At 66.0% G+C, this 22,087-nt stretch carries 24 protein-coding genes; all 24 read right to left on the bottom strand.

Going from position 1 to position 22,087, the window contains the following annotated elements:
• Positions 1 to 214: 214 nt before the first annotated feature.
• On the bottom strand, positions 215 to 358 hold the full coding sequence (locus ACP4E5_RS38450) for a hypothetical protein (protein WP_425837374.1): 144 nt from the start codon (positions 356 to 358) through the stop codon (positions 215 to 217).
• Positions 359 to 934: 576 nt separating this feature from the next.
• Positions 935 to 1,672, bottom strand: a complete 738-nt coding sequence (locus ACP4E5_RS38445; protein ID WP_425837371.1) for a hypothetical protein — start codon at positions 1,670 to 1,672, stop codon at positions 935 to 937.
• Between the two features lie 96 nt (positions 1,673 to 1,768).
• On the bottom strand, positions 1,769 to 2,389 hold the full coding sequence (locus tag ACP4E5_RS38440; protein ID WP_425837368.1) for a hypothetical protein: 621 nt from the start codon (positions 2,387 to 2,389) through the stop codon (positions 1,769 to 1,771).
• Positions 2,390 to 2,776: 387 nt separating this feature from the next.
• Complete coding sequence (locus ACP4E5_RS38435) at positions 2,777 to 3,361, bottom strand: deoxynucleotide monophosphate kinase family protein (protein WP_425837366.1); 585 nt, start codon at positions 3,359 to 3,361, stop codon at positions 2,777 to 2,779.
• Between the two features lie 67 nt (positions 3,362 to 3,428).
• Positions 3,429 to 4,982 (bottom strand): NlpC/P60 family protein, encoded by a 1,554-nt coding sequence (locus tag ACP4E5_RS38430; protein ID WP_425837363.1) that lies wholly within the window; start codon positions 4,980 to 4,982, stop codon positions 3,429 to 3,431.
• Positions 4,982 to 6,313, bottom strand: a complete 1,332-nt coding sequence (locus tag ACP4E5_RS38425) for a hypothetical protein (protein ID WP_425837361.1) — start codon at positions 6,311 to 6,313, stop codon at positions 4,982 to 4,984. The genes ACP4E5_RS38430 and ACP4E5_RS38425 overlap by 1 nt, the downstream gene beginning before the upstream one ends.
• A complete protein-coding gene (locus tag ACP4E5_RS38420; protein ID WP_425837358.1) occupies positions 6,314 to 6,628 on the bottom strand; it encodes a hypothetical protein in 315 nt (104 codons plus the stop codon).
• A complete protein-coding gene (locus ACP4E5_RS38415) occupies positions 6,625 to 7,500 on the bottom strand; it encodes a glycoside hydrolase family 25 protein (RefSeq protein ID WP_425837355.1) in 876 nt (291 codons plus the stop codon). Before ACP4E5_RS38415 ends, ACP4E5_RS38420 begins: the two co-directional genes overlap by 4 nt.
• Before the next feature lie 65 nt (positions 7,501 to 7,565).
• Positions 7,566 to 8,171 (bottom strand): hypothetical protein, encoded by a 606-nt coding sequence (locus tag ACP4E5_RS38410; protein ID WP_425837352.1) that lies wholly within the window; start codon positions 8,169 to 8,171, stop codon positions 7,566 to 7,568.
• Between the two features lie 39 nt (positions 8,172 to 8,210).
• Complete coding sequence (locus tag ACP4E5_RS38405) at positions 8,211 to 8,789, bottom strand: hypothetical protein (protein WP_425837350.1); 579 nt, start codon at positions 8,787 to 8,789, stop codon at positions 8,211 to 8,213.
• Entirely contained in the window at positions 8,786 to 9,892 is a 1,107-nt protein-coding gene (locus tag ACP4E5_RS38400) for a DUF5047 domain-containing protein (RefSeq protein WP_425837348.1), read from the bottom strand. Before ACP4E5_RS38400 ends, ACP4E5_RS38405 begins: the two co-directional genes overlap by 4 nt.
• Entirely contained in the window at positions 9,893 to 12,070 is a 2,178-nt protein-coding gene (locus tag ACP4E5_RS38395; protein ID WP_425837345.1) for a hypothetical protein, read from the bottom strand. It abuts the gene before it with no gap.
• Between the two features lie 38 nt (positions 12,071 to 12,108).
• Positions 12,109 to 12,324 carry a hypothetical protein gene (locus tag ACP4E5_RS38390; protein ID WP_425837343.1) on the bottom strand — a complete coding sequence of 72 codons (216 nt, stop codon included), beginning with the start codon at positions 12,322 to 12,324 and terminating at the stop codon, positions 12,109 to 12,111.
• A 3-nt stretch (positions 12,325 to 12,327) separates the two neighbouring features.
• Positions 12,328 to 17,448, bottom strand: coding sequence for an aggregation-promoting factor C-terminal-like domain-containing protein (locus ACP4E5_RS38385; protein ID WP_425837340.1), 5,121 nt, complete (start codon positions 17,446 to 17,448; stop codon positions 12,328 to 12,330).
• Between the two features lie 3 nt (positions 17,449 to 17,451).
• The gene (locus ACP4E5_RS38380) at positions 17,452 to 17,784 is read right to left on the bottom strand and encodes a hypothetical protein (protein WP_425837337.1); all 333 of its coding nucleotides are present in this window, start codon (positions 17,782 to 17,784) and stop codon (positions 17,452 to 17,454) included.
• Between the two features lie 80 nt (positions 17,785 to 17,864).
• The gene (locus tag ACP4E5_RS38375) at positions 17,865 to 18,191 is read right to left on the bottom strand and encodes a hypothetical protein (protein WP_425837334.1); all 327 of its coding nucleotides are present in this window, start codon (positions 18,189 to 18,191) and stop codon (positions 17,865 to 17,867) included.
• Between the two features lie 112 nt (positions 18,192 to 18,303).
• On the bottom strand, positions 18,304 to 18,912 hold the full coding sequence (locus ACP4E5_RS38370) for a phage tail tube protein (protein WP_425837331.1): 609 nt from the start codon (positions 18,910 to 18,912) through the stop codon (positions 18,304 to 18,306).
• 64 nt (positions 18,913 to 18,976) lie between these two features.
• Positions 18,977 to 19,342, bottom strand: a complete 366-nt coding sequence (locus ACP4E5_RS38365) for a hypothetical protein (RefSeq protein WP_425837328.1) — start codon at positions 19,340 to 19,342, stop codon at positions 18,977 to 18,979.
• Positions 19,335 to 19,694 carry an HK97 gp10 family phage protein gene (locus tag ACP4E5_RS38360; RefSeq protein ID WP_425837326.1) on the bottom strand — a complete coding sequence of 120 codons (360 nt, stop codon included), beginning with the start codon at positions 19,692 to 19,694 and terminating at the stop codon, positions 19,335 to 19,337. Before ACP4E5_RS38360 ends, ACP4E5_RS38365 begins: the two co-directional genes overlap by 8 nt.
• Positions 19,694 to 20,050: a hypothetical protein gene (locus tag ACP4E5_RS38355; protein WP_425837324.1), complete on the bottom strand. Its 357-nt coding sequence runs from the start codon at positions 20,048 to 20,050 to the stop codon at positions 19,694 to 19,696. The genes ACP4E5_RS38360 and ACP4E5_RS38355 overlap by 1 nt, the downstream gene beginning before the upstream one ends.
• A complete protein-coding gene (locus ACP4E5_RS38350) occupies positions 20,047 to 20,427 on the bottom strand; it encodes a hypothetical protein (protein ID WP_425837321.1) in 381 nt (126 codons plus the stop codon). Before ACP4E5_RS38350 ends, ACP4E5_RS38355 begins: the two co-directional genes overlap by 4 nt.
• Positions 20,405 to 20,632 (bottom strand): hypothetical protein, encoded by a 228-nt coding sequence (locus tag ACP4E5_RS38345; RefSeq protein ID WP_425837318.1) that lies wholly within the window; start codon positions 20,630 to 20,632, stop codon positions 20,405 to 20,407. The genes ACP4E5_RS38350 and ACP4E5_RS38345 overlap by 23 nt, the downstream gene beginning before the upstream one ends.
• 23 nt (positions 20,633 to 20,655) lie before the next feature.
• Entirely contained in the window at positions 20,656 to 21,675 is a 1,020-nt protein-coding gene (locus ACP4E5_RS38340; RefSeq protein WP_425837316.1) for a major capsid protein, read from the bottom strand.
• A gap of 13 nt (positions 21,676 to 21,688) precedes the next feature.
• Positions 21,689 to 22,084: a head decoration protein gene (locus ACP4E5_RS38335; RefSeq protein ID WP_425837313.1), complete on the bottom strand. Its 396-nt coding sequence runs from the start codon at positions 22,082 to 22,084 to the stop codon at positions 21,689 to 21,691.
• Between the last annotated feature and the right edge of the window lie 3 nt (positions 22,085 to 22,087).

Below are 22,087 nucleotides of genomic sequence, written 5' to 3'. Positions count from 1 at the left end.
AGACGACTACTTTCTGTGCGTCAGCGCGCTCGTCCTTCCGCCGGTCCCGCATCAAGATCGTGAAGCCCATCATTAGCGACCCACTCGTCCCGATCGCGCTCACCCACGCCGGCGCCGTTCCCCACCAATCGCTCATGGCGGCAGTGTGCGTCAACCGCGCTGCGCACAAACGGCACTTGAGCAACTCCAGAGGCTCGGTAGGAGCGTGAATGACTCACCTTGATGTCCACCACGCAGTGAGCGCAGAGCCGACGCCCGTCGTCAGGAACGCGACGAGGCGCACGGGTACGCGCTGCCACGTCACACGGAAGCCCCCGATGCGGACGTCTACCGCGGGAGTGCTCTTCTCGCTCGCCATGGTCCCTCCTTCAAGTCTTCTGTTTTATCGCCCCGTTGGCTGGTGCCCTAACCGTTTCGGATCCTGGACGATAACCCTCGGTGCCACAGTTGGCGATGACTCGCGGCACTCAGTGCCGCCGACTGCCGCCGTCCCGCCTAGCTTGCCCCTGACGCTCCGCTCCTGGAAGGGGTTGTTACCTCTATGACCGCTCTGATCGATCACCGTCGTGCCTGCTGGGGGCTACATAGGCACAGGACGTTAACGAGCACTAACCTGATGCGGCTTCCTTCTGCACAAAATCTCCCGGAGCGTCATCCCGGAACCGGCCGCGACCGGGATCACCACACCGAGTACTCGCTGCCCTGAGGGCGATGGATGGTCACAGCAGCTCGTCGAAGTCGTATGGGACTTCCTCGTCCTCGTCGGTGTCGTCCTCCGCGAAGAGGAGGACGGCCAAACCGCGCGCCAAAAATGCAAACTAACCCCCTACTTTCACTTTCTCCCTACGCACGTTAGAGAGAAGTGGAAACAGGGGGTTAGTTTGACGGTTTGGACTGCGGGGCGGACGAGGAGCGGGCCGACGTCGACGAGCTGCTAGCCCTCTGACCTGGCCTTCTTCAGGTGCCGACGCAGGCGTCGAGTCGCGGATTCCACGGCCGCGAGCTGCTCGTCCAGTTTGGCAATCTGCCCCGGGGTCATGTCGTCGTCGATCACGTCGGGGTCGATCTGCCCCACAATGTTCGCTGCCACATGCGCTAGACGGAGGTGATCCGCGGTCGCTTTGACTGCCTGCGCGGGGACGACTTCCGTCCCCTTCTCCGTGGACTTCTTCCGCCCCGACGTCGACGAGGCGGCCTCACTGGAGGCGGTGGCGGCCTTCACGATTGCCGAGTTGGTCGCGCGCCGGTCCTGCTGCCGCTCCAGCGCCGACGTCTCAAGCAATCCGAGACGCTTCAGCTCACGCGACGTGAGCTGTCGGCGGATGAGGTTGTTGATGTGGTAGCGGACATTGCCCTTCAGACGGTCCAACTGATCCTTGTCCTGGATACCGGACTGGTTGTAGACCTCCGCCGCCTTCTGACGGTAGTCGTAGTCACGCCCGAGGTAGTCGTCATGCTGCCGGCGCAGCGCCAGGAGGACCGTCGCCAGGTTCACGGCGAGGACGGTGGGCGCATGCTCGATGCGGGCGTATTCGCGGGCGTAGGCAGCCCCGCGTGCGATGAGCTGTTCTTCCGCCTCGTCTGCAATGGAGTCGAAGTCAAGCGTGTTGAGCTCGTCGACGTCAGGCACCACCGGGTTCGTGAGTGCGCGCTCGACATCCTTCGGGCTCATCCTGCCTGACCTCTCACACGACGCACGGCGCTTCGCGGCAGAGTACCGCGAGGCACTGACAATACGGGGACACTACCGCATTGTTAAGAGGCTCGATCAGTCAGCCGTGAATTCCTTGCTGCACACGCCGCAGATAACTGGCCCCTGAGCTGCGACAGTGCGGGACATCCTGAACTTCCTTGGGGGCGTGCACTGACAAGACAGGGTGAGCCTGTCTGTGGCGCGTCTCGTCTTCGCTGGCAGTGCGATATGTGGGAGCGCCTGCTCGATGACCTCAGGCAGCGTGGCCAGGTCAGACGCGTGACGCTCCCTGGCAGCGTCGGTCAGAGCTACGTCGGCGTAGCCAGTGCCGCCACTCCGTCCCGCCCCTTCCGGCCATTCGAGGCCGACCTCCTCCGCAGCCGTCAGAAAGCTCGCGTTGTGGTAGATGCCGCGGGATGCGACGTCCTTCACGTCGCGCTGCCAGTTCAGGACATGGACAGCGTCGTGAAGCACCGAGGTAAGCAGCGCCTCCGCCCCTGCCTGGAGGGTGTCGGCATTGATGACGAGACCAGCGACAGCGCCGTCGTCAGTGCGCGTCCAGGAGGGCCGGTGATCAGAAGATCGTGGGGTATGCGAGACGACGGGGCGTATCACCGGAAGTTCCGGGACATCGCCGCGAAGTCGCTCCCAAAGCAGGGTCAGGGCCTGGAGTAGCGGCTCGGTTGAGGTCGGCATGACGGGGAGTATATGGACCTTGACGACAGCTTCAGGAGCCACGCTTCAGTCAAGGTCATCTCATCCGTCAGTCGTTTAGCGTCACGGAAACGCAAAAAGCCCCGCCCTCCCAGTGGGAAGGCGGGGCTTCGGTTACTTCGACGGACTGACCTTCGTCCTCGTCGACTCACCTACGACGATGGGAAGGATCACAGCGGCCGTCGCTCCGACAGCCTGCGCGAGGTTCGGGTCGGCCAGTGCGGGGACGAGAACGGCTGCCGCCATGACGAGTGACGTCAGTGCGGCGCGGAGTCGTACAGGTTCCTGTGTGGCGAACTTCCGGAGTGTTGCCTTCACGCGGAGCCAGAGAATGGACAGGTACAGCGTGAGTGACATGCGTTCCTCTCGTCAGAACTTCATTGCGAAGCGGCGCGACTCCGCGGCGTGGATGTCCTCCCAGACGCGTTCGAGCCGCTCATGTAGTCGTGTGATGTCGCCGTTGTTGACGACGGTGACGGCCGCGTCCGCCCACCCGAGCGCTCCCTCCGACTCGTGGTCGAGCTTCGGGACGCCAGGGCGGTGGATGTGGACGAGGTGGAAGCCGGCGCGCTTCAGCGACTCCGCCTCGTTGCGGTACCGGACGTCGGTGATGACCGTTGGGACGCCGTCTTCCCCGTTCTTCATGGCGGAGGCGACGGCCTGACGGAGCCAGAAGTCGGGATCCAAGGCGCGCATCGCGGCGCCCAACTCCTGGAGGATGCGGCGGACTTCGGGAGTGTCGTCCTTCACGGCTTCCCATCCCCAGCGCGCGACCTCCTCACCGAGTCGGAAGTAGTCGCCGGTGACGCTGACGTCGACGATGGGGTCCAGGCTGAGCGCCGCCTCCTTCAGCGGGTCCGCGAAGGCCACCCGCCGGTACCCGTGCTTCTCCACGAAGTAGGCGCCGGCGGTGTCTTTCCCGACCCGTGCGCGCCCGATGATCCCGATGTTCACGTCCGCTCCCCTCAGTTGGCTACAGAGGGGTTGTGTCGTAAATCGGGGCTGTTGTTATGCGCGGGTCTCAGAATCTTCGAACGATGCGGAGCGACGTCGCGTAGAGCCCTGTCCCGGTGAGCGTTGATGCACCGCCCAGGTCACCGAACGTCGGCCCGTTGGGTGTCTTCCGGGAGTTGACGAACCGGGGCACGCCAGCGTTGTCGACGCCCAGATAGATCCCGTTGTGGTCCATCTGCCCCGCCACGGCGTCGCCCGTGTCTGCGTCGAAGAGGGGGACGTCGCCGATCTGCATTGCCGTCAACGGCGGCGCACTGCCCGTCGACTGCGCGACGACGACGCCGGGACCGGAAGGGCCGATGTCTTTCGTCATCCGCGGCAGGTTCAAGCCGTTGAAGCTCGATGTGCGCACGAGGGGAATCCCCATGTGGAAGCCGTAGACCATGCGGACGAAGCCGGAGCAGTCCATGCAGCCGTACTCTGACGCCTTCGCCGCCTCCGTCTCACCGTTGGCGAACGTCCAGTCACGGCCCATGAAGTCGTGGAAGTCGCCGCCTTCGATCCTCGTCCCGTCGACGTCGTTAGGGCCGTAGAGCGACTGCCCCGCGATCCGTGCACCGCCGAGTGCGGGGCTAGACACGGGCGGCGCACCGGTGACGTACATCATCGCGCAGGCCAGAACGTCCGGCGTGGTGTCGACGGCCCACCGCTGTACCCGGTCGTCGAGCGCGGACGTCCACGTCCCGTCGAAGGCCGTCGGGAGGACGCGCACCCATGTGTTGTGCGTGACGACCGGCGGCGACGGCCAGGTCCCGGAATAGACCTGTATGTCGTGCACCCGGAAGTTGAACGGGGTCGCCGTGGAGCCGGAGCTCGCGAGCCCCCGCACACCGACCCTGCCGGCGCCGAGCGTGGCATCCGTGACCTCGTGGACCCACGTCGTCGGCTCCGTCGTACCGTCCTTCCATGCCCGGCATCGGAGCGTCGTCCCCTGGCGCTGCGCACGGATGTGCCAGACGTCGCCCACCGCATACCCAGTGCCCACCGTCGTCAGCGCTCCGAGCGTCGTCGTGGTCCCGCCCGACTCGCACTCCAAGGTGAGTTGCACGGTGCCAGTCGTCAGCACGGAGAGTCGCGCCCGGTACTGATTCGAAGAACTTGCATAGGCGAACGAGAGGGCGAGCGACGAGGCGTTGCCGACAGGCATCACGTCCAACGACCAGGAGAGCCGCGCGTCGACGTCAGTCACGTCGTTGATCAGCGACGTGTGGCGGGAGGAGTTGGCGGCCGTCATGTTGATGAGGCCGACGCCGTTCGCCACGCTGTATTCCGCGTCGCTGCCGCCCGAGTTGGACCACGTCCCGCCGCCCGGGGACGCGCCCCACCCGCCCGACGTTGTCCGGTCGAAGTCGTCGACGAACGGCCGCTTCTGCTCCGTGAACGTCCTCGTCTGCCCGCGCACGGTGACCGTCTTCGCTCCCACGGTGAGCGTCGCCAGAAGTCCGGCAGAGTCGCTCACCTGGAGCCGCTGGGGTGTGCCGGCGACGAGCTGCGTCGACAGGACCCGCGGCGCCGCCACGTGCTTGATGTCGTCGTCCTGGACGACGATTACCCCCGGCATCAGGCCCCCTGGAGAACGTCGACCTGGACCGTCACAGCGGACGGCGTACCCGTGACGCCTGTGACGGCGAGGACGAGGGAGTCACCCGCCGCCATCGCAGTGTTCTGGAGCGTCGGCCCCGCCATCCACGTATCCGCCGTGCTCAGGGAGAGGTCGGTCGCTAGCAGCGTCCCACCGCTCTTGGAGGCGTTGATCGTCGCCCCCGTCCCTCCCGTGCGGTATCCGCGCACAGCCGTGACTGTGCATGCCTGCGGGGCGCGCCACACGACGAAGGCGGAGCCGCTGGTCGGCGACGGGAAGACGGCGCTCTTCGTCGACGCCACGGTCCCAAGGGTCAGGATGCTCCCGTCCCCCTGCCGTACATAGGTCTTGCCGCCCTTCGAGTAGACCTGAACTCCGGACGCTGCTGACACGGGATCGGTGGCGACATCGCGGATACCGACTGCTCCGTACGACGTCACCTGAGCATCGCCAAACGGCGTGCTCCCGCCGAACGCCGTCTTCCTCGTTGCGCGGTTGACATACACAGCGAGTCCGGCGTCAGTGCCGTCGTCGTTGCGTGCCGAGATCCGGAGGTTGGAGCCTGCGCTGGCGCCCGTCTCCGCTACGCCGTCCGTCTGGATCTGCCAACGGTCGACACCGCCGGACTGGAGGCGGATGGGCCGGTACGACCCGGCGTTCCCGTCGACCGTCAGGGACGACGTCGTCTTGCCGTTGGTCGACGCCATGGCGCCGACTTCCGCGGCCCCCAGGTTCACGGCTCCCTGAAGGGTGTTGACCGATGTCACGAGGTTGCCGCTGCCCAGCGCAACACCCGTCGACGGCCAGGAGCCGGACGCCTTCGGGCCGTACAGCTTCACGGCGCCCGACGTCGTGTCGATGTAGAAGTCCCCGTTCGCGCCAGAGGCGCCGGGCGGGACTCCGGTACCGGAGAGGATCTTCGACCCGGGCGCGCCTGCCGGACCGGTGATGAGGACGTAGTCGCCGTTCGACGGGTCCGCCGGCGCGATGTCCGCCAGGTCGACGACGGGCGTCGCCTGCGGGAGCTTGACCGGGTACGAGCGACCTTCGGCGTGCATGAAGGTCTCGCGAACCTGATAGGTCCAACTCGTCGGCTGCATGCTCGCGTTGTCGGTTGCGATCAGTGTCAGGCTGAAGGCGCCGTCCTCGTCGAGTTCCACCTTCGCCGAACCTACGGTGATGGTGTCGGCCGCGGAGAGCGTGAGCGTTGGGGCGCTGAAAGTGATGTTGCCGCGGAGGGGGGTCCCGTCAGGGCGGATGTAGCGCCCGGACAGGAGCACGGTCGCGATGCCCTGCGGGATGTACGGCATTTAGTCTCCTCGTTGTGGCGGCGTCCGGCCGATGAGCAGGTGTTCCGCGTCGTGGCCTGCCTGCCATTCGCGTACGCGGGTGACGTCCTCGCGGACTTCGCTGACGTCGTCCCGGACGTCGTCGATCCGGGCGTTCAGTTGGGACCCGAGCGCCTGCACGGCTTGCGCCACGGCGTCGCGGGTCGTCTCTCCCTCCGTCGCCACGGCGCCGGCAGTACGGCGCTGGAGCGACAGGAATGCGGGTACAGCCGCGATCACGGCCGCGCCAATGACTGACGCAGCCGTGATCAGTGCGACGGTGAGTTCGGGGCTCATGCCTTCGCGGTGAACCCGTGACGGGCGGCGAGCTTCTTCAGGGACTCCAGGCCGATGGAGCCGGTCGCGTCCTTCCCTGTGAGCCTCATGACCTCACGGCGGAAGCGGTTGTAAGCCTCGTCGGTGAGCGTCCCCCACGAGCCGTCGGTGGCGTACTTCGCGGAGAGGAAGCCCTCCGCTTTCAGCGCCGCTTCGACGACCTTGACCTCAGTCGGGTACGTGGTGTGCCCCGTCTTCGCCGGGATGTCCTGCGTCCGCGCTGCGTTCAGGTGCGCGACAGAGACGGACGGCTTCGAGGTCGCAGGCTTCGCGGGCGTGGTCGTCTTGGCGCCGGACCACGTGGCCATTGCTGCGCGCGACGCGAAGTTGGCGACGTTCGTGTCCACAGGCGTGCTCGTGTACTGGTGGATCAGCCAGGACGCCTGGATACCGGGCCTGCCCGCGTGGCCGTTGTACCCCGCGATCCACAGGCCGTCGGCCGCGTAGGACGAGCGGTCCCGGTTCTTCCAGTAGTCGACGTTGCAGTACAGGATGACCTTTCGGCCGCCCGCCTTCGACTTCAGGTAGCGGAGGAACGCATCCTTCTCCACGCTGGAGACGCTGGGATCCTCCCAGTCGAGCGCAAGGAACTCGTCCGCCTGCGCGCCCGCGTGCCTCAGGAAGTAGTCCACCTGTGCGGTCATGCTGCCGTCACGCACGAAGTGGTAGTGGCCCACCACACGGCCGTTGTCCCGGGCCCGCTTCACCTGCGCACTGTGACGCGGGTTGAGGTACGAGGTTCCTTCGGTCGCCTTGACAACCACGAAGTCAAAGCCGGTGAGCGAATACGTGGCGCTCTGGTAGGCGGAAACGTCGACACCCTTGATGGTCATGCAGGGTCCTTCCAGACATAGAGAAAGCCCCGACGCTGCGGGGCGTGAATGGCTTTCGGTGTACGTCAGAGTGCGTAGGACAGGCCGTCGAGCCCCGACCATGTGAGGCCGTTCTTCGTCGACGTCGCCCCGGGCGGGGTGACCAGAAGCAACTCACCTGTGGTCGGACTGAGTTCGGTCCTCCCGTAGTAGATGCCGGCGCCCATCTCCACGGGCGTCACCCAGTACTGCGCGGTGGACGGGAGGATCGACTTCGGGAGCGTCGCGAAAATCCAGTCCGTCCCCGTCGAGAACTGGCCCGAGTTCGTCCGCTTGATCCGGCCGCGAAGGAACACCGTTCCGTTGACGACACGGTATCCCGGTGAACCCGACTGGACGGAATACCCCGACTTCAGCGTGAGCGGAATCCACGGGCCCGGTGACAATGGCTGCCAACTACCATCCTGCATCCGCCCGTCGTATCTGTCTTCTGAAATCAGATAGGTAAGCATCCCGGGGCGCGGAGCGTAGTCGCCAACGAGTGCCGCCGCGCGGGCGTTGGCGTTTGTGAAACGCATTACCGTCTGCGGAACAACCCCGTTTACCAGCGTTTGGAATGCCGTTTCGATGTTTGGGGCGTCAGAGAGAACGGGGTATTGGACGTTCTGTGCGTAACCGTCATTCTTGGGCATGCTGAACCCTCCTCAGAATTCGATGAATTGGGCGCAGCCCTAGCGGCATTGCGCGCCGTCGAGAGAAATCCACGACGGGGACGAGCCGGAAATCAGGCGCGCGCTGACCGTGCTGTCGCGGTTGATGTAGATGCGGACTGCGACGCCGTCCCCGACGCCCATGCAGGCGCCCCGGTACTGCGGGCGGATACCGTCCGGCATATCCGCGATCACGGTGGAGTCGGCCGTCGTCAGACCTGTCGGGATAACCATCCCGGAGAGCTGGACGAGGCCGTCAGCCGAGAGCCGGCAGGAGGGCGGGGCGTCACCGTCCGTGCCGCTCGCCGTGAAGCCGGAGCGCAGTGTGAGTGACTTCCATCCGTCCGCGGCCTTCGCCGTGGCGTCCTCCACCACCCAGTTGCCCGTGGGGTTGCGAGCCACCTTCACCCGGTCCCCCACCTGCGGCGCTGCATAGCCTCGCAGGCGCCTGACGCGGGAGACGGGACCCGTCGACGTGGCAATGTCGACCGTCCCGTCCGCGTAGGAGGCCGTCACGGTGGCGAGCAGCCATGCGGCGCTGCCCTGCGTCACTGTGCGTGTCGCCGTGCGCTGGACCGCGTCGGCTAGCTTCTTCGTCATGTGGTGTCCTCCTTTCCTCCGCGGAGCGTGATCGGGAAATCCCCTTCAGCCGTCAGAGGGACGCTGAAGGACTGGACGATGAAGAGCTCTTTCCGTCCCGCGTACGAGACGCGGACACAGTCCCCCGCTTCCAATGCGGGATTGGGGCTAGCCTCAATGGACGTCTGCACGTTCGGCGCTATCAGGTCCGCAAGCATGTAATTTGCGAGGGCCTGAGCGTCCCCCTGCGTGACGACGAGTGAGGACGAATACAGTTTGGGAACTCGACCGTAGGGGCCGCCCCATCTCGTCGGCGACGTCGGCTCGTTGTCGTAGGCAACGCCCGAAACAGGGGCCGTTTCGGAGGACGAGTTTTCCCCTGAAACCACAACGGCGTTGAAAACGGCCGTGCGTGACATCTGGCGTGAGGCGGAAATGAGGTTGCCCCACTCCCCTTCGGCAAACTCCCAGACAACGGGAGCCGCCAACGGGTCCGGCAAATCGGTGATGACGAAGCGCCCGATTGCGTCGACGTAGATCTCCGCGCGCATCGCCGTTGCCACGGAGACAATCGCGTCCCACCGGTCCCCGCCAGCATCCCAATTCGCCACCGCGCAGATCGGGTTACGGCCGTCGGAAGTGAGATTGACTATCGGTGCTCCGGGGATCGCCTGACGTATGAGGAACTCGATTGCCTGGACGCAGTTCCCGTAACCGGCCGTCGACGTCGGGACCATGAAGACGTCGTCCTGTAGCGTCGCCTCCGCTGTGACGCCTGTGAGCGTCACCGGGCCTTCGTGGACGTCGCCCTGCGGCTCGTTGATCCGGAACGTCCCGAGCGGGACGAGCTCGTCGCGGTCGGCGAACCGGACGCCGCGTGAAACGACTAGCGTCTGTCCGTACGCGGCGAGCGGGTCGGTCACGTCCCACGGGAGGTACGAGACGTCGCTCACCGTCAGGGAGAGCGATCTCCGCGTCTTGCTCCCCCGGTCGACGCTCACGGATCCGTCCGCGACGGGGATGTCTTCCGCCGTCAACTGCCCGTTGTAGTAGGCATCGACGCGCGTGACGATCCGATGGGAGGACAGAAGCGCGCGGAGGAATTCGGTAGAGACTGAGTACACCTATCCCCCGTTCACACCGCTGTAGACGTCGAGCCATGTCGTCGCACCGGACAGCGCAGAACTCCACGAAGAGCCGGAATCCAACACCGTCTGCCACGTGCGGTCGGGACTGCCGACCATGCCTCCGAAGGGGCGGTCCACCTCCGTCAGCGCGAGCGTCCACGTCCGGTCGGTGTGCTCGGCAAGGTCAGTGATGCGGGACTCCGTGACGTCGCCGACAGACACATAGGCGTCTCGCTCGCCGAACGTCGGAGGCCACTGGAGGAGCAGCACGTTCCCAGAGTCGAGCACCCACCACAGGGCATCGCGCTCGTCGTCCGTCTGTGTCACGAGGCCGACGGAGCCTGTGCGGGAGGATCGGACGTCGCTGATGACGATGGGTCGAGTACGGCCGCGGATGTTGTTCACGCCCTGGCGTGCCTGACGCTGCCACTCGGGGAGCGTCTGCACTGTCGCATGAACGCTTCGCGCAGGCAGGCCCGGGTCTTTGAGCCAGACGTCGAGCGTCTCCGCCGGCAGGGTGACCGGGTCAGAGGTGTAGACGTACGAACCGTTTCCACTGGGGTTCCATGTCCTCACCCGCCACTGCACCGGGACGCCGAGCGGGGCCTCGTAGTCGGTGACGACTGCCACGTCACCCGTGACAGACATCGACTGCAAGTCGCCGTCCCAGCCGCGCACCACCTGCGGTGTGTCACCGCCAACGACGCGGTACAGGGACCAGAGCCATGTCGGGCCGCCCGTGGTGAGTCCGCGGACTGTGACGGCCGCGCCTCCCCCGAAGTTCGTTGGCGTACCCGTCGCGACGAGCCCGCCCTCCATGAACCGGACGCGGTCGGCATACACGACCCTGCCGGCAGAGGCCCCGGTGAACTCCACGCTGAGCCTGACGGCGACGGCACCGGCAGGCGCGATGTCGCCCATCTGCCCTGTGCGCCACTCGTCCGCGCTACTCGTCCATGTCTGCCACCGGGTCCGCACTGCCTCCCCGGAGGCCGTGATCCACTCAAGCCGGGTGGCATACCGAATTGCGGTGCCCACCTGATAGAGCGGGAAGGCGAGCTCGTAGCCGACGCCTGGCTTCAGGCTGCTCAGGGGAACTGTCGCCGAAAGCGTCGCGTCCCCGCCCGTCATGACGAGCTTGGCGGAGTACACCCCGCCGAAGGGATTCTCTGCGGACTGCGTCAGTGCGGCGCCCGTGGCCGTCCATGCGGAGATGTCCGGCTCCATGTCGCTGACCGTGTACGGCAGCAAGTTTCCCGGGATCCCACGGACGGCCGTCGGGAGGATGGACATCAGATCGCATAGCCACGTCTGACCGGCTGCCGTGGCCGTAGGCCGGATCACCACTCGTGCTGACGTGGCGTCGGCCGGCGCCGTGCCGACTGCCTGACAGGCAACCCACGTCCCGTCGGACGGGAGCGTCCGCGGGGACGAGGAAGATCCGATGAACGTCGACGATGCGTTGTACCAGCGCAGTTCGAGCGACATTGGGGCGCCCGACGTGCTCCGCATCATCACCTGAGCCAGGTACTCAGTGCCGGGGGTGATACTGACGGAGCCGCATCCCGCCTCGACCTGACCGGCCGCGGACGATGTGAGCTGGAGGCTGTACCAACCTTCGCGGCTCGCGAACGTCGTCCTGTCGACCGTGCAGTTAGTCCACCCGCTCCAGGTCCCGACGCTCACCTCCGCACTGGTCGAGCTGTAGGAGAGGAGATTCCCCAGGATCGAATACGGCTCCCCGAGCGTGATGACATCCACGGCTACCGTCGCGCCAGCCGTCAGGCCCGTGACCGTGATCGTCACGCCCGCATAGAGCGCGTTGGACGGAGCATCCGCAACGACAGGCGGAGGCGGAGTGTTCCACCCCGTCGAATTGTCCAGCGCCGTTGCCACGCTCGATGACGACGAGAGCGCCGACCCTCCCGACGACGCGGCGTACCAATCGATCCGCACTGTGGCGGACCGGCCTGACGCCGCAACGACGTTCGCGAAGTAGGCGTATGCCTGGTAGGTGCGCCCGGGAACGACAGCAACTCGTCCGGTGGTCGACGCCGTCGCGGACCCTGCCGCTGTCGCCGTCATCCCGAGGGATGCGGCGCCGTCGTAGAAGCGGCTGGACTTGCTCAGGCTCGTGTTCGAACCGGCAGTCCAGCCGCTTGTACTCGACTCCATCGACGCCGTGTTGGCGCTGAGGAGGTTGGTAGGGACGCTCACCCGCCGTCGCCCCCACGCTCGCCCCGCGTCGGCTCCGGTTCACGGACCGGCTCGACTGCCTCCGTCACGTAGTCGATGATGGGCGGGACCATCTCGCCGACTTCGGGCTCCGGGAGTTCATCCGGGGGCGGAGTCGTCTCGTCGTCCGGTGACGTGGGATCGCCGCCCGGCGCTGGAGTCTCGTCCTGCGGGGTCGGCTCCTCGTCAGCCATGAGCTACCACCTTCCGTTGTCGATGGCCGAAGCCGTGGATGCTTCGCGCGCAGTCACCTCCGTGCGCACGATGTCTGTGATTTCGCGGTCCCCGACGAACACCCGCACGTCGGCGTGAACCTGCGTCGTCCCGCTGCCGCCCTTCGCGGCGCGGATGTCCGACCACTGCGAGCCCGTGAAGACAGGCTCCGGGCGCCCGGTCCCGTTGGCGACGAGGGAGAGACCGGTCGGGAGGTAACCGCCGTCGTCGTACCAGTGAGGGCTGCGCGACAGCCACTTGTGGTACGCGGCCGACGGACTGCCGTAGTCCGGACGGTTTTTGATGTACCCGAGACCCCACCGGATCTGCGTCGCGGCGTTCGTCTTCCAGTCAGAACCAGCGCTAGCCATTTTCGATCCGGGCAAGCTTTGCGGAATCCCGTAGGCCCCTGAGCTGGGGTTTCTCGCATTCCAGCGCCACCCGGATTCGCCCTGCCACAGAGCCTTCAGGGGGCCGAACTCGCCTTGTCCCCACCCGTAGTGGGAGAGGATCGACTTCGCGTACTGCTGTGCATGACCGACGGCCTTGACGTTGACGCCCCCGCCACCCGACAAGAACGGCATCGGGTCGACAGCACGCCCATTGACCCGCGCCTCCAAGTGGAGGTGAGGGCCAGTGACGTTGCCCGTCGCGCCAACCTTGCCGATCTGCTGTCCCTGGCGCACGTGGGCACCGACCTGCGTCATGATCGACGACATGTGGGCGTACAGGGACGACAGTCCGCCAGGGTGCCCGATGGTGACATGCTTCCCGTACGGGCCTCCGCTCGCCGCCCCCGTGACAGTGCCATCCATGACGGCACGGACTGCCGTCCCGATGGCTGCGGGGAAGTCCAGGCCCGTGTGATGCCCGGAGGACCACATCGAGCCGGCGACGCCGAAGCCCGTCCCATACGGCACGTTGACGGGCTTCGCCCACACACCGCCCATGCCGTCGCCGCCGAAGACCGCCGCCTTCGCGGCGTCGACGAGCGTCGAGCGCGCGGCGGTGAGCAACTTCCGCGGGGCCTTTCCGACCATCTTCCCCCAGTTGCCATTACCGGCGACGCCAGGCGTGATGGAGTTGAGAATCGGCTTCGCGAGCGTGTCGAAGATGCTCCCCGGATTGCTGAGAAACTCCGCGCCTGCCCTGCCCCAGTCGAGCGCCTTCGAGAACGTCTTCTTCCCCGCGTCCCAGATCGAGCCCAGCACACCGCCGGATTCCAGGAGTTGAGTCCCAGCCGCAGCGTGAAGCGCCTTCGCCCGTCCCCTGTACTTCGGGTCGGTGGGTATGACGTATTCGGGATACCTGGGGTTTCCTTCGCCCACAATCGCCGTCGGGCGGTTGACCTTCATCGGGGTTGCTGCGCCCCAGCCGTTGCCGACGGTGCCGCCCGCCTCCAGGAGCTTGATTGGCTTAGGAGGATCGGGAAGCATCGGCATTCCGACGTTCTTCGCGAGGGCGTCCCACATGGGCTTAATGCCGTGCGCATACACGGATGTGATTACGAAATTCACAGGCTTGGCCGCGATATTCGCGATTTGCGACCACTGCCGTTTCGTCGCGTCTTTCGCCGACTTAAACGCCGCCGAGACGAGTTCGAGCCCCTTCTTCAGCTTCTGGAACGTCGGCTGAATCTTGTCTTCCCAAATGCTCTTGACAATCCAGCCGAATTTCTGCATCGCAGGCCGCACGTGGTTTGCGTAGAAGATCCCGAAAGAGAGTCCGAGATTCACGAGCTTGTCGTAAATCCACTTGAAGACCGGCTTAAAGATCTTCTTCCACAGCCACGACACTATGTCGCCGATAAACCCGAAGTACGGCTTCCAGATATTGACGTAGAGCCAGACCAGGACGTTGCCGACTTTTTCGAGAATCCAGCGTATGAAGCCGAAGTAGGGCTTTACGATATTCTTCCAGAGCCAGACCACGACGGGCGCGATCAGTTCGACGATCACCGGACGCCAGAAATTGACGTACAGCCACACCAGGACTTCGGCGATCTTCTTCCACAGCTCGATCATGAAGCCGAAATAGGGCTTCAGGACGTGATCCCAGAGCCAGACGACGTTGTCGCCCCACCACTTGAAGAACGGCTTCAGGACGTTTTCCCAGAGCCACGATGTGACGATCTGGATTTTTGCCCAGGCGTTCGTCACCGCATCGCGGAACCAGGGGAATTTCTTCCAGGCGATGACGACAATCGCAATCAGGGCGCCGATCGCAATAACGACGAGGCCAATCGGATTCGCGTCCATCGCGACATTGAGGGCCCACATCACGCCCGTCCAGACGCGCGTGACGACGACGATCCCCCACACCATCTGCACGAGCCACGGCGCATTTTCGGCAACCGTCGCGATACCCTCCGCCATTCCCGCCAAGAAGTCCAGGACAGGACCGGAGAGAGGGGAAAGCGCCTTACTGATCTCTAGGAATGCGTCGAGTATCTTCCCGAGAGCATGGGCCATCTTCGGCCCGTTCGTGCTCGCGTAGTCGAGAAAGCGCTCAAACTCGGGAGACCCTTTCAGGCTCGTCCCCCATTTGGCGAAGCGGCCGGTTATCCGCTGCATCGTCTTGGAGATATCACCCATGTGCGGAAGGAATGCGTCGACTACCCCCGCCATCCCCTTCAAGACATTCCCGAAGGCGACACCCAGACCAGTGATCGCAGGCTTTGCGCTGCCCTGGATATCCCGCTTGAAGTCCTGCCAAAACGGCTTCTTCAACGACTTCGACGCGCGCCTTTGAAGGTCGCTCACGGCGTCGGCCGCGTCGATGACTAGCGGGGAGAGCCCGGGGAGGGCCTTCTTCATCCCTTCCACGGCACGCGTGAAGATCGGGAGCACGTGCGGCTGAAGCGACTTCTGCCAGGAGTCGAACGCCGACTTCAACCCCTTGGGGCCGGCAATCGCGTCGTAGAGGTCGCGCTGTGACGGAGTGAGATTCGCTAGTGCCTTGCGATACTCGTCCGTCTTGTTGACAGCCTGCGTCGTGGTGTCGATGGTCGACAGGCGCGCCGACTCGACGCCCCGCTCCGCGGCCTTCACCGACTCCGCAGCCTGCACCTGCGCGTTGGACGCGTTGGTCACTGCGTCGCTGAGCGCACGCTGAGCGTCGGCTACCGACTGAGCAGACTCCTTCTGGACGCGCGCCTGTTCCCGGTGCGCGTCGGCGACGGCGTCCGTCTGATCGCCCACGTTGCGCTGAGCGGTAGCGAGTTGATCCGCAGCACGTTGGACGTCGGCGTTCCCGTCGACACCCGCCTTCCGCTGTGCCTCCGCGGACTTCTGGAGGTCGGCGTAATCGTCCTTCTGCTGCTTCGCAGACTGGACGGCCTGATCCAAAGAGAGCTGCGCGCGCTCGCGCTGGAGATCCGTAGCCTTCGGATCCGCCATCGTGCGATTGAGCTCCTCCTGCGCCTCCTGGACGCGGAGGGTTGCGTCCCGTTGGTCGAGCGCACCTTCCGTCAACCGGTCGTTGAGATCGCGGAGTTGGTCGGCCGCCGTCTTGCGCGCCTGCGTGAGGTCGTCCTCAGCCTGCTTCGCAGCCTTCTTCGCGTCGGAAAGGGAGCGTTCGGCACGCTCAACGTTTTGCGCTGCCTGGCGTCGCTGCTCCATCGTGCGAGCCGCAGCCTGCCCGAGAGAACGCTCCGCGTCCTCCACCTGCCGGTTCGCCTGCGCAATGGACTGCGCGGCCTGACGGTGAGCGGAGGTAAGCGCCTGCTGAGCGCTCGCCATCTGAAGCGCCTGTTGCGCTCCCTTGACGTGCTCAGCGGCGGCATTGGACGTCGAACGGGCAGACTCCTGCGTCGCCTGCTTCTGAAGCTGCATCACGTTCGTGACGCCCTTGATCGCGGGAACCGCGACGAGGGCCATGGCACCCAGACCCGCGCCCGCAGCGACGCCGGCTGAGGCCACGGCGCCCAGACCCGCCGCGATGACGGGGAGTGCGGGAATCGCTGCAACTCCACCGATGGCTATGGCGAGTTGGAAGAGCGCGGCCTGAGCCTGCGCTGTGTTGACGTGGGCGACGATGCGAATGTCGTCCCGGTCAAGGTTGTTGACCATGGCGTGCACAGCCGCGAGTTCGGCCTCCGCCTGCCCGGCATCGACCCGAACGTCCACCGTCGGCGTGCGCCCGCGGAGACGGTCAATCATGAGCCCAAGGTTCGTGATCGCTGCTCGGGCGCGGCCCGTGTCGACGTCGACCGTGGCACGCTGCGCGGAGAGTTCGCGGAGTTTTAGCTGTATCTCGCGGACCTGCGCGAGCGCGTCCGCCGCTGATATGTCGATACCGACACGCACGTCACGGAGCGCTGTCAGACGGCCGCGAAGCTGCTGTATCTCGCGCTGTGCGGGCGCCGTGTCGGCGTCGACATTGATGTGAGGGAGGGATTCCTCTGCTGCCTGAACGGCCGCACGGAGCTTGGCGCCGAGTGCACCGTCCACCTCGATGCCGACCTCACGTCGGCCCGGGATCGCTGCGATCTCGGCACGGATAGCTGCCAGGGCAGCGCGAGCGGTTGCGGTGTCTGCCCGGACGGCCACGTTCGGGTGCTGAGCTCCCAGCTCTCGGAGCTGCTCCTCCAGGCGGATGATCTCCGCCTCCGCGTGCTCGGCCGATACGTCGACACCGATGCGCTTGTTGGAAAGCTGCTCCAGCTTGGCACGGATGCGGGCGAGTTCAGCGTCCACACCGGTGTCACCGATGCGGATGTCGAGCTTCGGCATCGCGCGGAAAGCCGCCTCCAGGTGACGGCGCATCGAGTCGGCGAACGCGCCGGCATTGCGGTCACCCTGGCGCGTTGAAGAGGCGCGAGCGCGCTGCCCTCCACGGTTGATCGCGTCTGGGATGGCATCGGCGAGACGCCGAGCGAGGGCGTCGCCGATGGAGTCGCCGAGCGAGTTACCGATCCGCTGCCCATCGTCGGCGAGCGACGCGCGCATGGCGTCGCCCATCTTCTCGCCCATCTTCCGGCCGGCTTCCGTGCCGACCTCATCCGCGATAGGGAGGATTGCCTCCTTCAGCTTCCTGTGGAAGTTGGGGACAATCGGGACGACGTCGACCGCCGCTCCACCGACAATGTCCAGGTCTCCGGCCATGCGCTACGCCTCCTTTGGCTGTGATCTCAGCCGCGGGTCAAGCGCGCGGCGCTGCTCGTCGCTGAGTTGTCGGCGCGACGTTTTCGCGCTCTTCGGTGGAATCCCGGGGCGTGGCGTGGGGACGAAGTCCTCCGGCTTTCCGCCTGCCGCGACTAGGGCGACGTGGCGCGCACGGACGAGCTCGTCCTTAATGGCGGCAAGCAGCACTTCGACGCTGCTCCATTGCCCGAGATCGGGGCGCGCTTCCTCGCTCGCCCGCTCCATGACGTCGTCAGGCGTCGCATTGCGGAGCGCCGTCTTCGTCGCCGACTCCGGCGGAAGGTGCGTGATCAGCACACGGAGACGGCGCAGGGAGAGCCTCCCGCGGTACACGTCCAGGAGGTCAGTCCCGGGGTAGTACCGCAGGAGGTCGGCTTCTAGCGCTTCCGCGTAGTCCGCGAGGACCGTGTACGTCCACTGGACTTTCCCGCCGGCTCGCCGACGGCCTCAGCCGCAGCCCCGACGAAGACGTTGATCTCCTCGAAGGTGGCGTCCAGGTCGATGAAGGTCTGGACGTCGTCCTCGTGCAGGACGCCCGCGGCCCACGCGTCGAAGTCGGACTGACGCAGGGCTCGCATGTAGGACGGACGCCAGTGGTTGACGCCCTTCACGCGGAGTTCGGTGCCGCACAGTTCGGCCGTGGCGTACTCGCCAGTCGCCTCGTTCTCCTGCGCCTCAGCGGGGGTGATGGTGGTCTCAGACATGCGCGGGTCTGCCTCTCTCGGCTGTGTGGTTCAAGGGGTTGCGCGGGTCGTTGTGGAGCTGGAGCGGGGCCCGGACCCGCGCAGATACGGGCCCCGCTAGTTCATGAGTGCTTTACGCTCCGCCACCTGCGGCGGGGAAGAAGCCGGAGACGTCGACAGAGCCGAAGTCGATGGAGCGCTTCACAGCCGCAGCGTTCGCGGCCCCCTTGTAGAAGCGGAAGGTGAGCTCCACCGGCATGACGTCGGACGTCTGCGGCTGCTCGTCGCCACGCTCCACGACCTTGCCGTTGGGCATGTAGAGCCGGACGCGCTTGTCGCCGTCCATCGTGTCGAAGACGAAGGCATAGCGGAGATCCGACGGCTTGTCGGGGAGGTCGTACGCCGCGACGCCACTCACGGCGTCAGGCTTCAGAGCTGTGATCGCCACGTTGTCGTACAGAGAGCGCACGAGAGGGTTGAGCCCCTCCAGGAACGTCACCTGAAGCGACTTCGTGGACTTCGTCATCAGGGTGCGGATCGGCTCCAGCGAGCCGGCCGCCTCCACATCCTTCGACTCCTCTTCGACCTTGAACAGACCGCCTTCGGTGGTCGTCCACCCGAGGCACTGCCACGGGGTCGCCGGGTCGCTGAAGTCGGTCGGCGACACCGTGTTCATCGCCGCCATGTAGACGAGGTAGTCGGTTGCGCCGAACGTCAGATCGGCATTGCGGGTATCCGCCATGAGCCCTCCAGGGCATGCAGGAGAGCCGCTAGTCGTTTGACGTAGCGGCTCGAAGTTCAGGGGGTTACGCGGCCCGGAGGCTCACCGTGTATGAGGCGCCGCGACGGTGGACCGCCTCGTTCGCCCACGGCTGCCGTGACGGGCCTGAGTCACAGCGGACGTCGCGGATCACAGCGCCATTCACGGGGCCGCGCAGAGCGAGCAGCTTGTCCCGCAGGTCGTTCGCGAGCCTGCGCGCCTCGTCGGCCGTCGCCGCGAAGACGTCGACGGCAACGCGGGGGTGGAGACTGAAGCGCTCGTCCGGTCCCCCGATCCGCTCCACGCGGACCATGGGGAGGCGCTTCTCCAGGTCGGCGGGTGTCTCTGCGCCGGCGCGGACGCCGAGCACGGCCTCCGCCCATGGGTTGAGCACCGCCTCCACGTCAGCCACGGTGCCCCGCCTTCAGGTCGTCGATGCTCTTGCGGAAAACCGCATAGCGCGGGGTCACGCCGTTGCCGTACTCCAGGATGTGCGCGTACGGCGCCGTGTTGATGAGACGTGCACCCGCACGCATCCGCGGCTTCCCGCGGAAAGGGACGTTCTTCACGACTGGCACCACGTCGAAGGACGCCTTATAGCGTCCCGAGTGGTTGTCCTCCACAGGGTCGCCAACCGGCGCGTGAGCCTCTGCCGCAGCCTTCAGACGGACGGCCGCATCCTTGCAAGGCTTCTGGAGCCACGGCCGCGAAAGCATCGTGCCGATACCGGAGTACCGGCCGTGGTACTTCGAGCGGTACGCCATTAACCGGTGACCTCCTTCAAGGCTGCTTCGAGGTGCGCAAGGGACGTTGCCCCGAGCGTGTTCGGGCGTCCCTCCACCTGCCACCGTTCGCCGTTGCTGCGGACGATGACGTCAGCGGGACGGACGTCGGTCCCAAGTGGGGCGAAGAGGACGCGTCGCGTCGTGATCGTTGTCGACGCGTCGTGCGTCTCTGTCGACGAGCCGACCGTCACGCCGTACGGCGGGATGACGGCGCAGTATTCGACGTCGAAGCGCACCGGGATCCCCGGGACTTCGGACCCCGTGGAGTCACGGGTCGGTGTCCCGGGTCTCTCCACGGTGATCGTCTCGTTGAAGATCTGCGCGAAGAGGCTCACTGCGCCCGCCAGAGCGTCATGGGCGGGGCGACGTCCTCCGGAGCGATGCTCAGAGACGAGGCACCCGACGCCATGCCTACAGCGCGCCGGAGCCGGCGCCGCTCGTCGGTCGACAGGGCGACACCGTTTTCCGAGTCGGCGTACGACTGGAGCATGCCGCCGGCTTGCTCGCTGCGGAGTCCGCCCGGGTTCGTCAGGAGTCGAGCCGCCACCATGACCGCGACGGACTTCACTCCGCGCTGGGGCGGGTCCGTCAGCCGCTCCCCGACCTCACCGAAGAACGCGTCTTCCGTGAGGCCGTGGGCGAGCTCGCACTCCGCGTCAGTGAGCGGGCGCGCCAGGAGTGTGCGCAGTTCAGCCGGACTGAAGAGCGTCATCGGGTGCCGCCTTCCGTCGCGGAGCCGCGCGCTTCGCGGTCGCCTTCTTCAGCGCCGGAGCGGGCGCGGGGACCGGAGCCTCCGCCCACGCCTTCGGGTTCGTGATCAGTGCCTCAGCCCACGCCGGGACGTCATCCGCGGGGCCGAACGCGTGGTTGACGCCCTCGTCGTCCGTCACGTGGACGAAGGTTGCCAGTCGTGCCATGCGTGAATGCCTCGCGTTTCTGGTTAGAGGACGTCGGCGACGAGGGTCAGGTCAGGAGCCGCCACAACGGGCAGGGCAATGGCGGTCGCGCGAGTCCATACGGTCTGCGGGTCCTCGCTCTTGTACCCGCCCACGGCCACGCCCGCCGAGTCGCCGGCCAGGCCGTACCGCGGGTCGTTCGCCTCCACAGGGACACCCCACAGGGTCTTACCCGCGGCGTCGCCCTGCGGCGGGAGGAAGAGGAGCTTGTCCTCCGGGGTGACTCGGGTCGCAGCCCCTGCCACAGACACCCGCGCGTCGTAAATCTCGATGGGCGGGATGTCGTACTCGCCGAGAACAGCGTTCAGACCCTCGCGCGTGAGGACCCCCGGCGCGCCACTCTGTCCAGCGAAGGCCAGGCTGATGATCTGAGTGTTCTTCCGGAGCGCGTTGTAGATCTTGCGGGACATGAGCATCGTCGCCGGCAGGGTGCCGTTCGTCTCGTTGTAGACGTCGAGCCACGCCTGAAGCTGGTCGTACGCCGGGGCGGCGATGTTGGACCACATCGTCGTGGCAGTCACGGAGTGCGTGGCCGACCTGCCGAAGTCCACAGACGCCTGGACGCCGTTCTCGTTCAGGCTCACAGACCCGTTGAACAGCGCCTCGCCCCGCGCGAGCTCCAGACGCGCCGCAATCGCGCTCACGAGCTTGACGGAGTCGGACTCCATGGCCTCGCGGATCTCGGCGTTCTGCGTGTCGACGTTCCGCATACGGATCTGCTCGTACTCGCCGACAGGCATCTTCCGCGAGATCGGAGGCAGTTCGCCGCTCACGCGAGCCCCGCCGGAACGGGTCGCAATGTCCGACTCGGCGTCGAACGCGCGGAAGTTGGCCGCCTCAGTCAGGCCGCCTCCGCCACGGTTAAACCGGAACGTCAGGTCGTTGATGGTCTCGTTGGGGAGCCACCGATTCAGGTTGAGGGTGTTCTCCTCGCGGAACCGGAGCGCCTCACGGGCGTAACCGGTGAGCTCCGCGGGAGTCGCGTACTCAGTGATGAGCTGCATGTATCAGGGCCTCTCAGACGAAGATGACGCGGCCGGCGACGTCGGTCTTTCCGGCGGTGTCGACGGCGACGGGGAGCTTCGCCTCACGGATGAAGCAGTGGATGAGCATCGAGCCCACGACGGAGGTGGACGCCACCTTGCGGGCGTCGACGTCCTGCGCGGTGAAGAGGAAGCCCGCGAGGGTCTGACGGCCGTCGGTCGCGGTGTCGTCGTACGGGCCGTACTTGCCGCCGGTCGTGATCTTGCCGAGCGGGATACCGCTCTTCAGGTAGCCGTCCGGGTAGTGGGTCGCCTTCGTGAACTTCGAGACGTCGAGCGTCACGGAGACGGGGGCGTCGGTGCCGTGGGCGGACCCCAGCCAATCCCGGCGGTCCTGAGTGAAAGACTCAACCTTGAGGTTGAGGTCCATGTG

Origin of the sequence: Streptomyces fractus (assembly GCF_049844455.1) — a bacterium.
GTDB lineage: Bacteria > Actinomycetota > Actinomycetes > Streptomycetales > Streptomycetaceae > Streptomyces > Streptomyces fractus.
The sequence above is the reverse complement of the archived record's forward strand: the minus strand, read 5'-3'. Positions and strand labels throughout refer to the sequence as shown.

Coding starts and splice junctions, on each gene's coding strand:
- ACP4E5_RS38450 (WP_425837374.1), bottom strand. CDS start 358: ATGGCGAGCGAGAAGAGCACTCCCGCGGTAGACGTCCGCATCGGGGGC.
- ACP4E5_RS38445 (WP_425837371.1), bottom strand. CDS start 1,672: ATGAGCCCGAAGGATGTCGAGCGCGCACTCACGAACCCGGTGGTGCCT.
- ACP4E5_RS38440 (WP_425837368.1), bottom strand. CDS start 2,389: ATGCCGACCTCAACCGAGCCGCTACTCCAGGCCCTGACCCTGCTTTGG.
- ACP4E5_RS38430 (WP_425837363.1), bottom strand. CDS start 4,982: ATGCCGGGGGTAATCGTCGTCCAGGACGACGACATCAAGCACGTGGCG.
- ACP4E5_RS38425 (WP_425837361.1), bottom strand. CDS start 6,313: ATGCCGTACATCCCGCAGGGCATCGCGACCGTGCTCCTGTCCGGGCGC.
- ACP4E5_RS38420 (WP_425837358.1), bottom strand. CDS start 6,628: ATGAGCCCCGAACTCACCGTCGCACTGATCACGGCTGCGTCAGTCATT.
- ACP4E5_RS38415 (WP_425837355.1), bottom strand. CDS start 7,500: ATGACCATCAAGGGTGTCGACGTTTCCGCCTACCAGAGCGCCACGTAT.
- ACP4E5_RS38410 (WP_425837352.1), bottom strand. CDS start 8,171: ATGCCCAAGAATGACGGTTACGCACAGAACGTCCAATACCCCGTTCTC.
- ACP4E5_RS38405 (WP_425837350.1), bottom strand. CDS start 8,789: ATGACGAAGAAGCTAGCCGACGCGGTCCAGCGCACGGCGACACGCACA.
- ACP4E5_RS38395 (WP_425837345.1), bottom strand. CDS start 12,070: ATGGAGTCGAGTACAAGCGGCTGGACTGCCGGTTCGAACACGAGCCTG.
- ACP4E5_RS38390 (WP_425837343.1), bottom strand. CDS start 12,324: ATGGCTGACGAGGAGCCGACCCCGCAGGACGAGACTCCAGCGCCGGGC.
- ACP4E5_RS38385 (WP_425837340.1), bottom strand. CDS start 17,448: ATGGCCGGAGACCTGGACATTGTCGGTGGAGCGGCGGTCGACGTCGTC.
- ACP4E5_RS38375 (WP_425837334.1), bottom strand. CDS start 18,191: ATGTCTGAGACCACCATCACCCCCGCTGAGGCGCAGGAGAACGAGGCG.
- ACP4E5_RS38370 (WP_425837331.1), bottom strand. CDS start 18,912: ATGGCGGATACCCGCAATGCCGATCTGACGTTCGGCGCAACCGACTAC.
- ACP4E5_RS38360 (WP_425837326.1), bottom strand. CDS start 19,694: ATGGCGTACCGCTCGAAGTACCACGGCCGGTACTCCGGTATCGGCACG.
- ACP4E5_RS38350 (WP_425837321.1), bottom strand. CDS start 20,427: ATGACGCTCTTCAGTCCGGCTGAACTGCGCACACTCCTGGCGCGCCCG.
- ACP4E5_RS38345 (WP_425837318.1), bottom strand. CDS start 20,632: ATGGCACGACTGGCAACCTTCGTCCACGTGACGGACGACGAGGGCGTC.
- ACP4E5_RS38340 (WP_425837316.1), bottom strand. CDS start 21,675: ATGCAGCTCATCACTGAGTACGCGACTCCCGCGGAGCTCACCGGTTAC.
- ACP4E5_RS38335 (WP_425837313.1), bottom strand. CDS start 22,084: ATGGACCTCAACCTCAAGGTTGAGTCTTTCACTCAGGACCGCCGGGAT.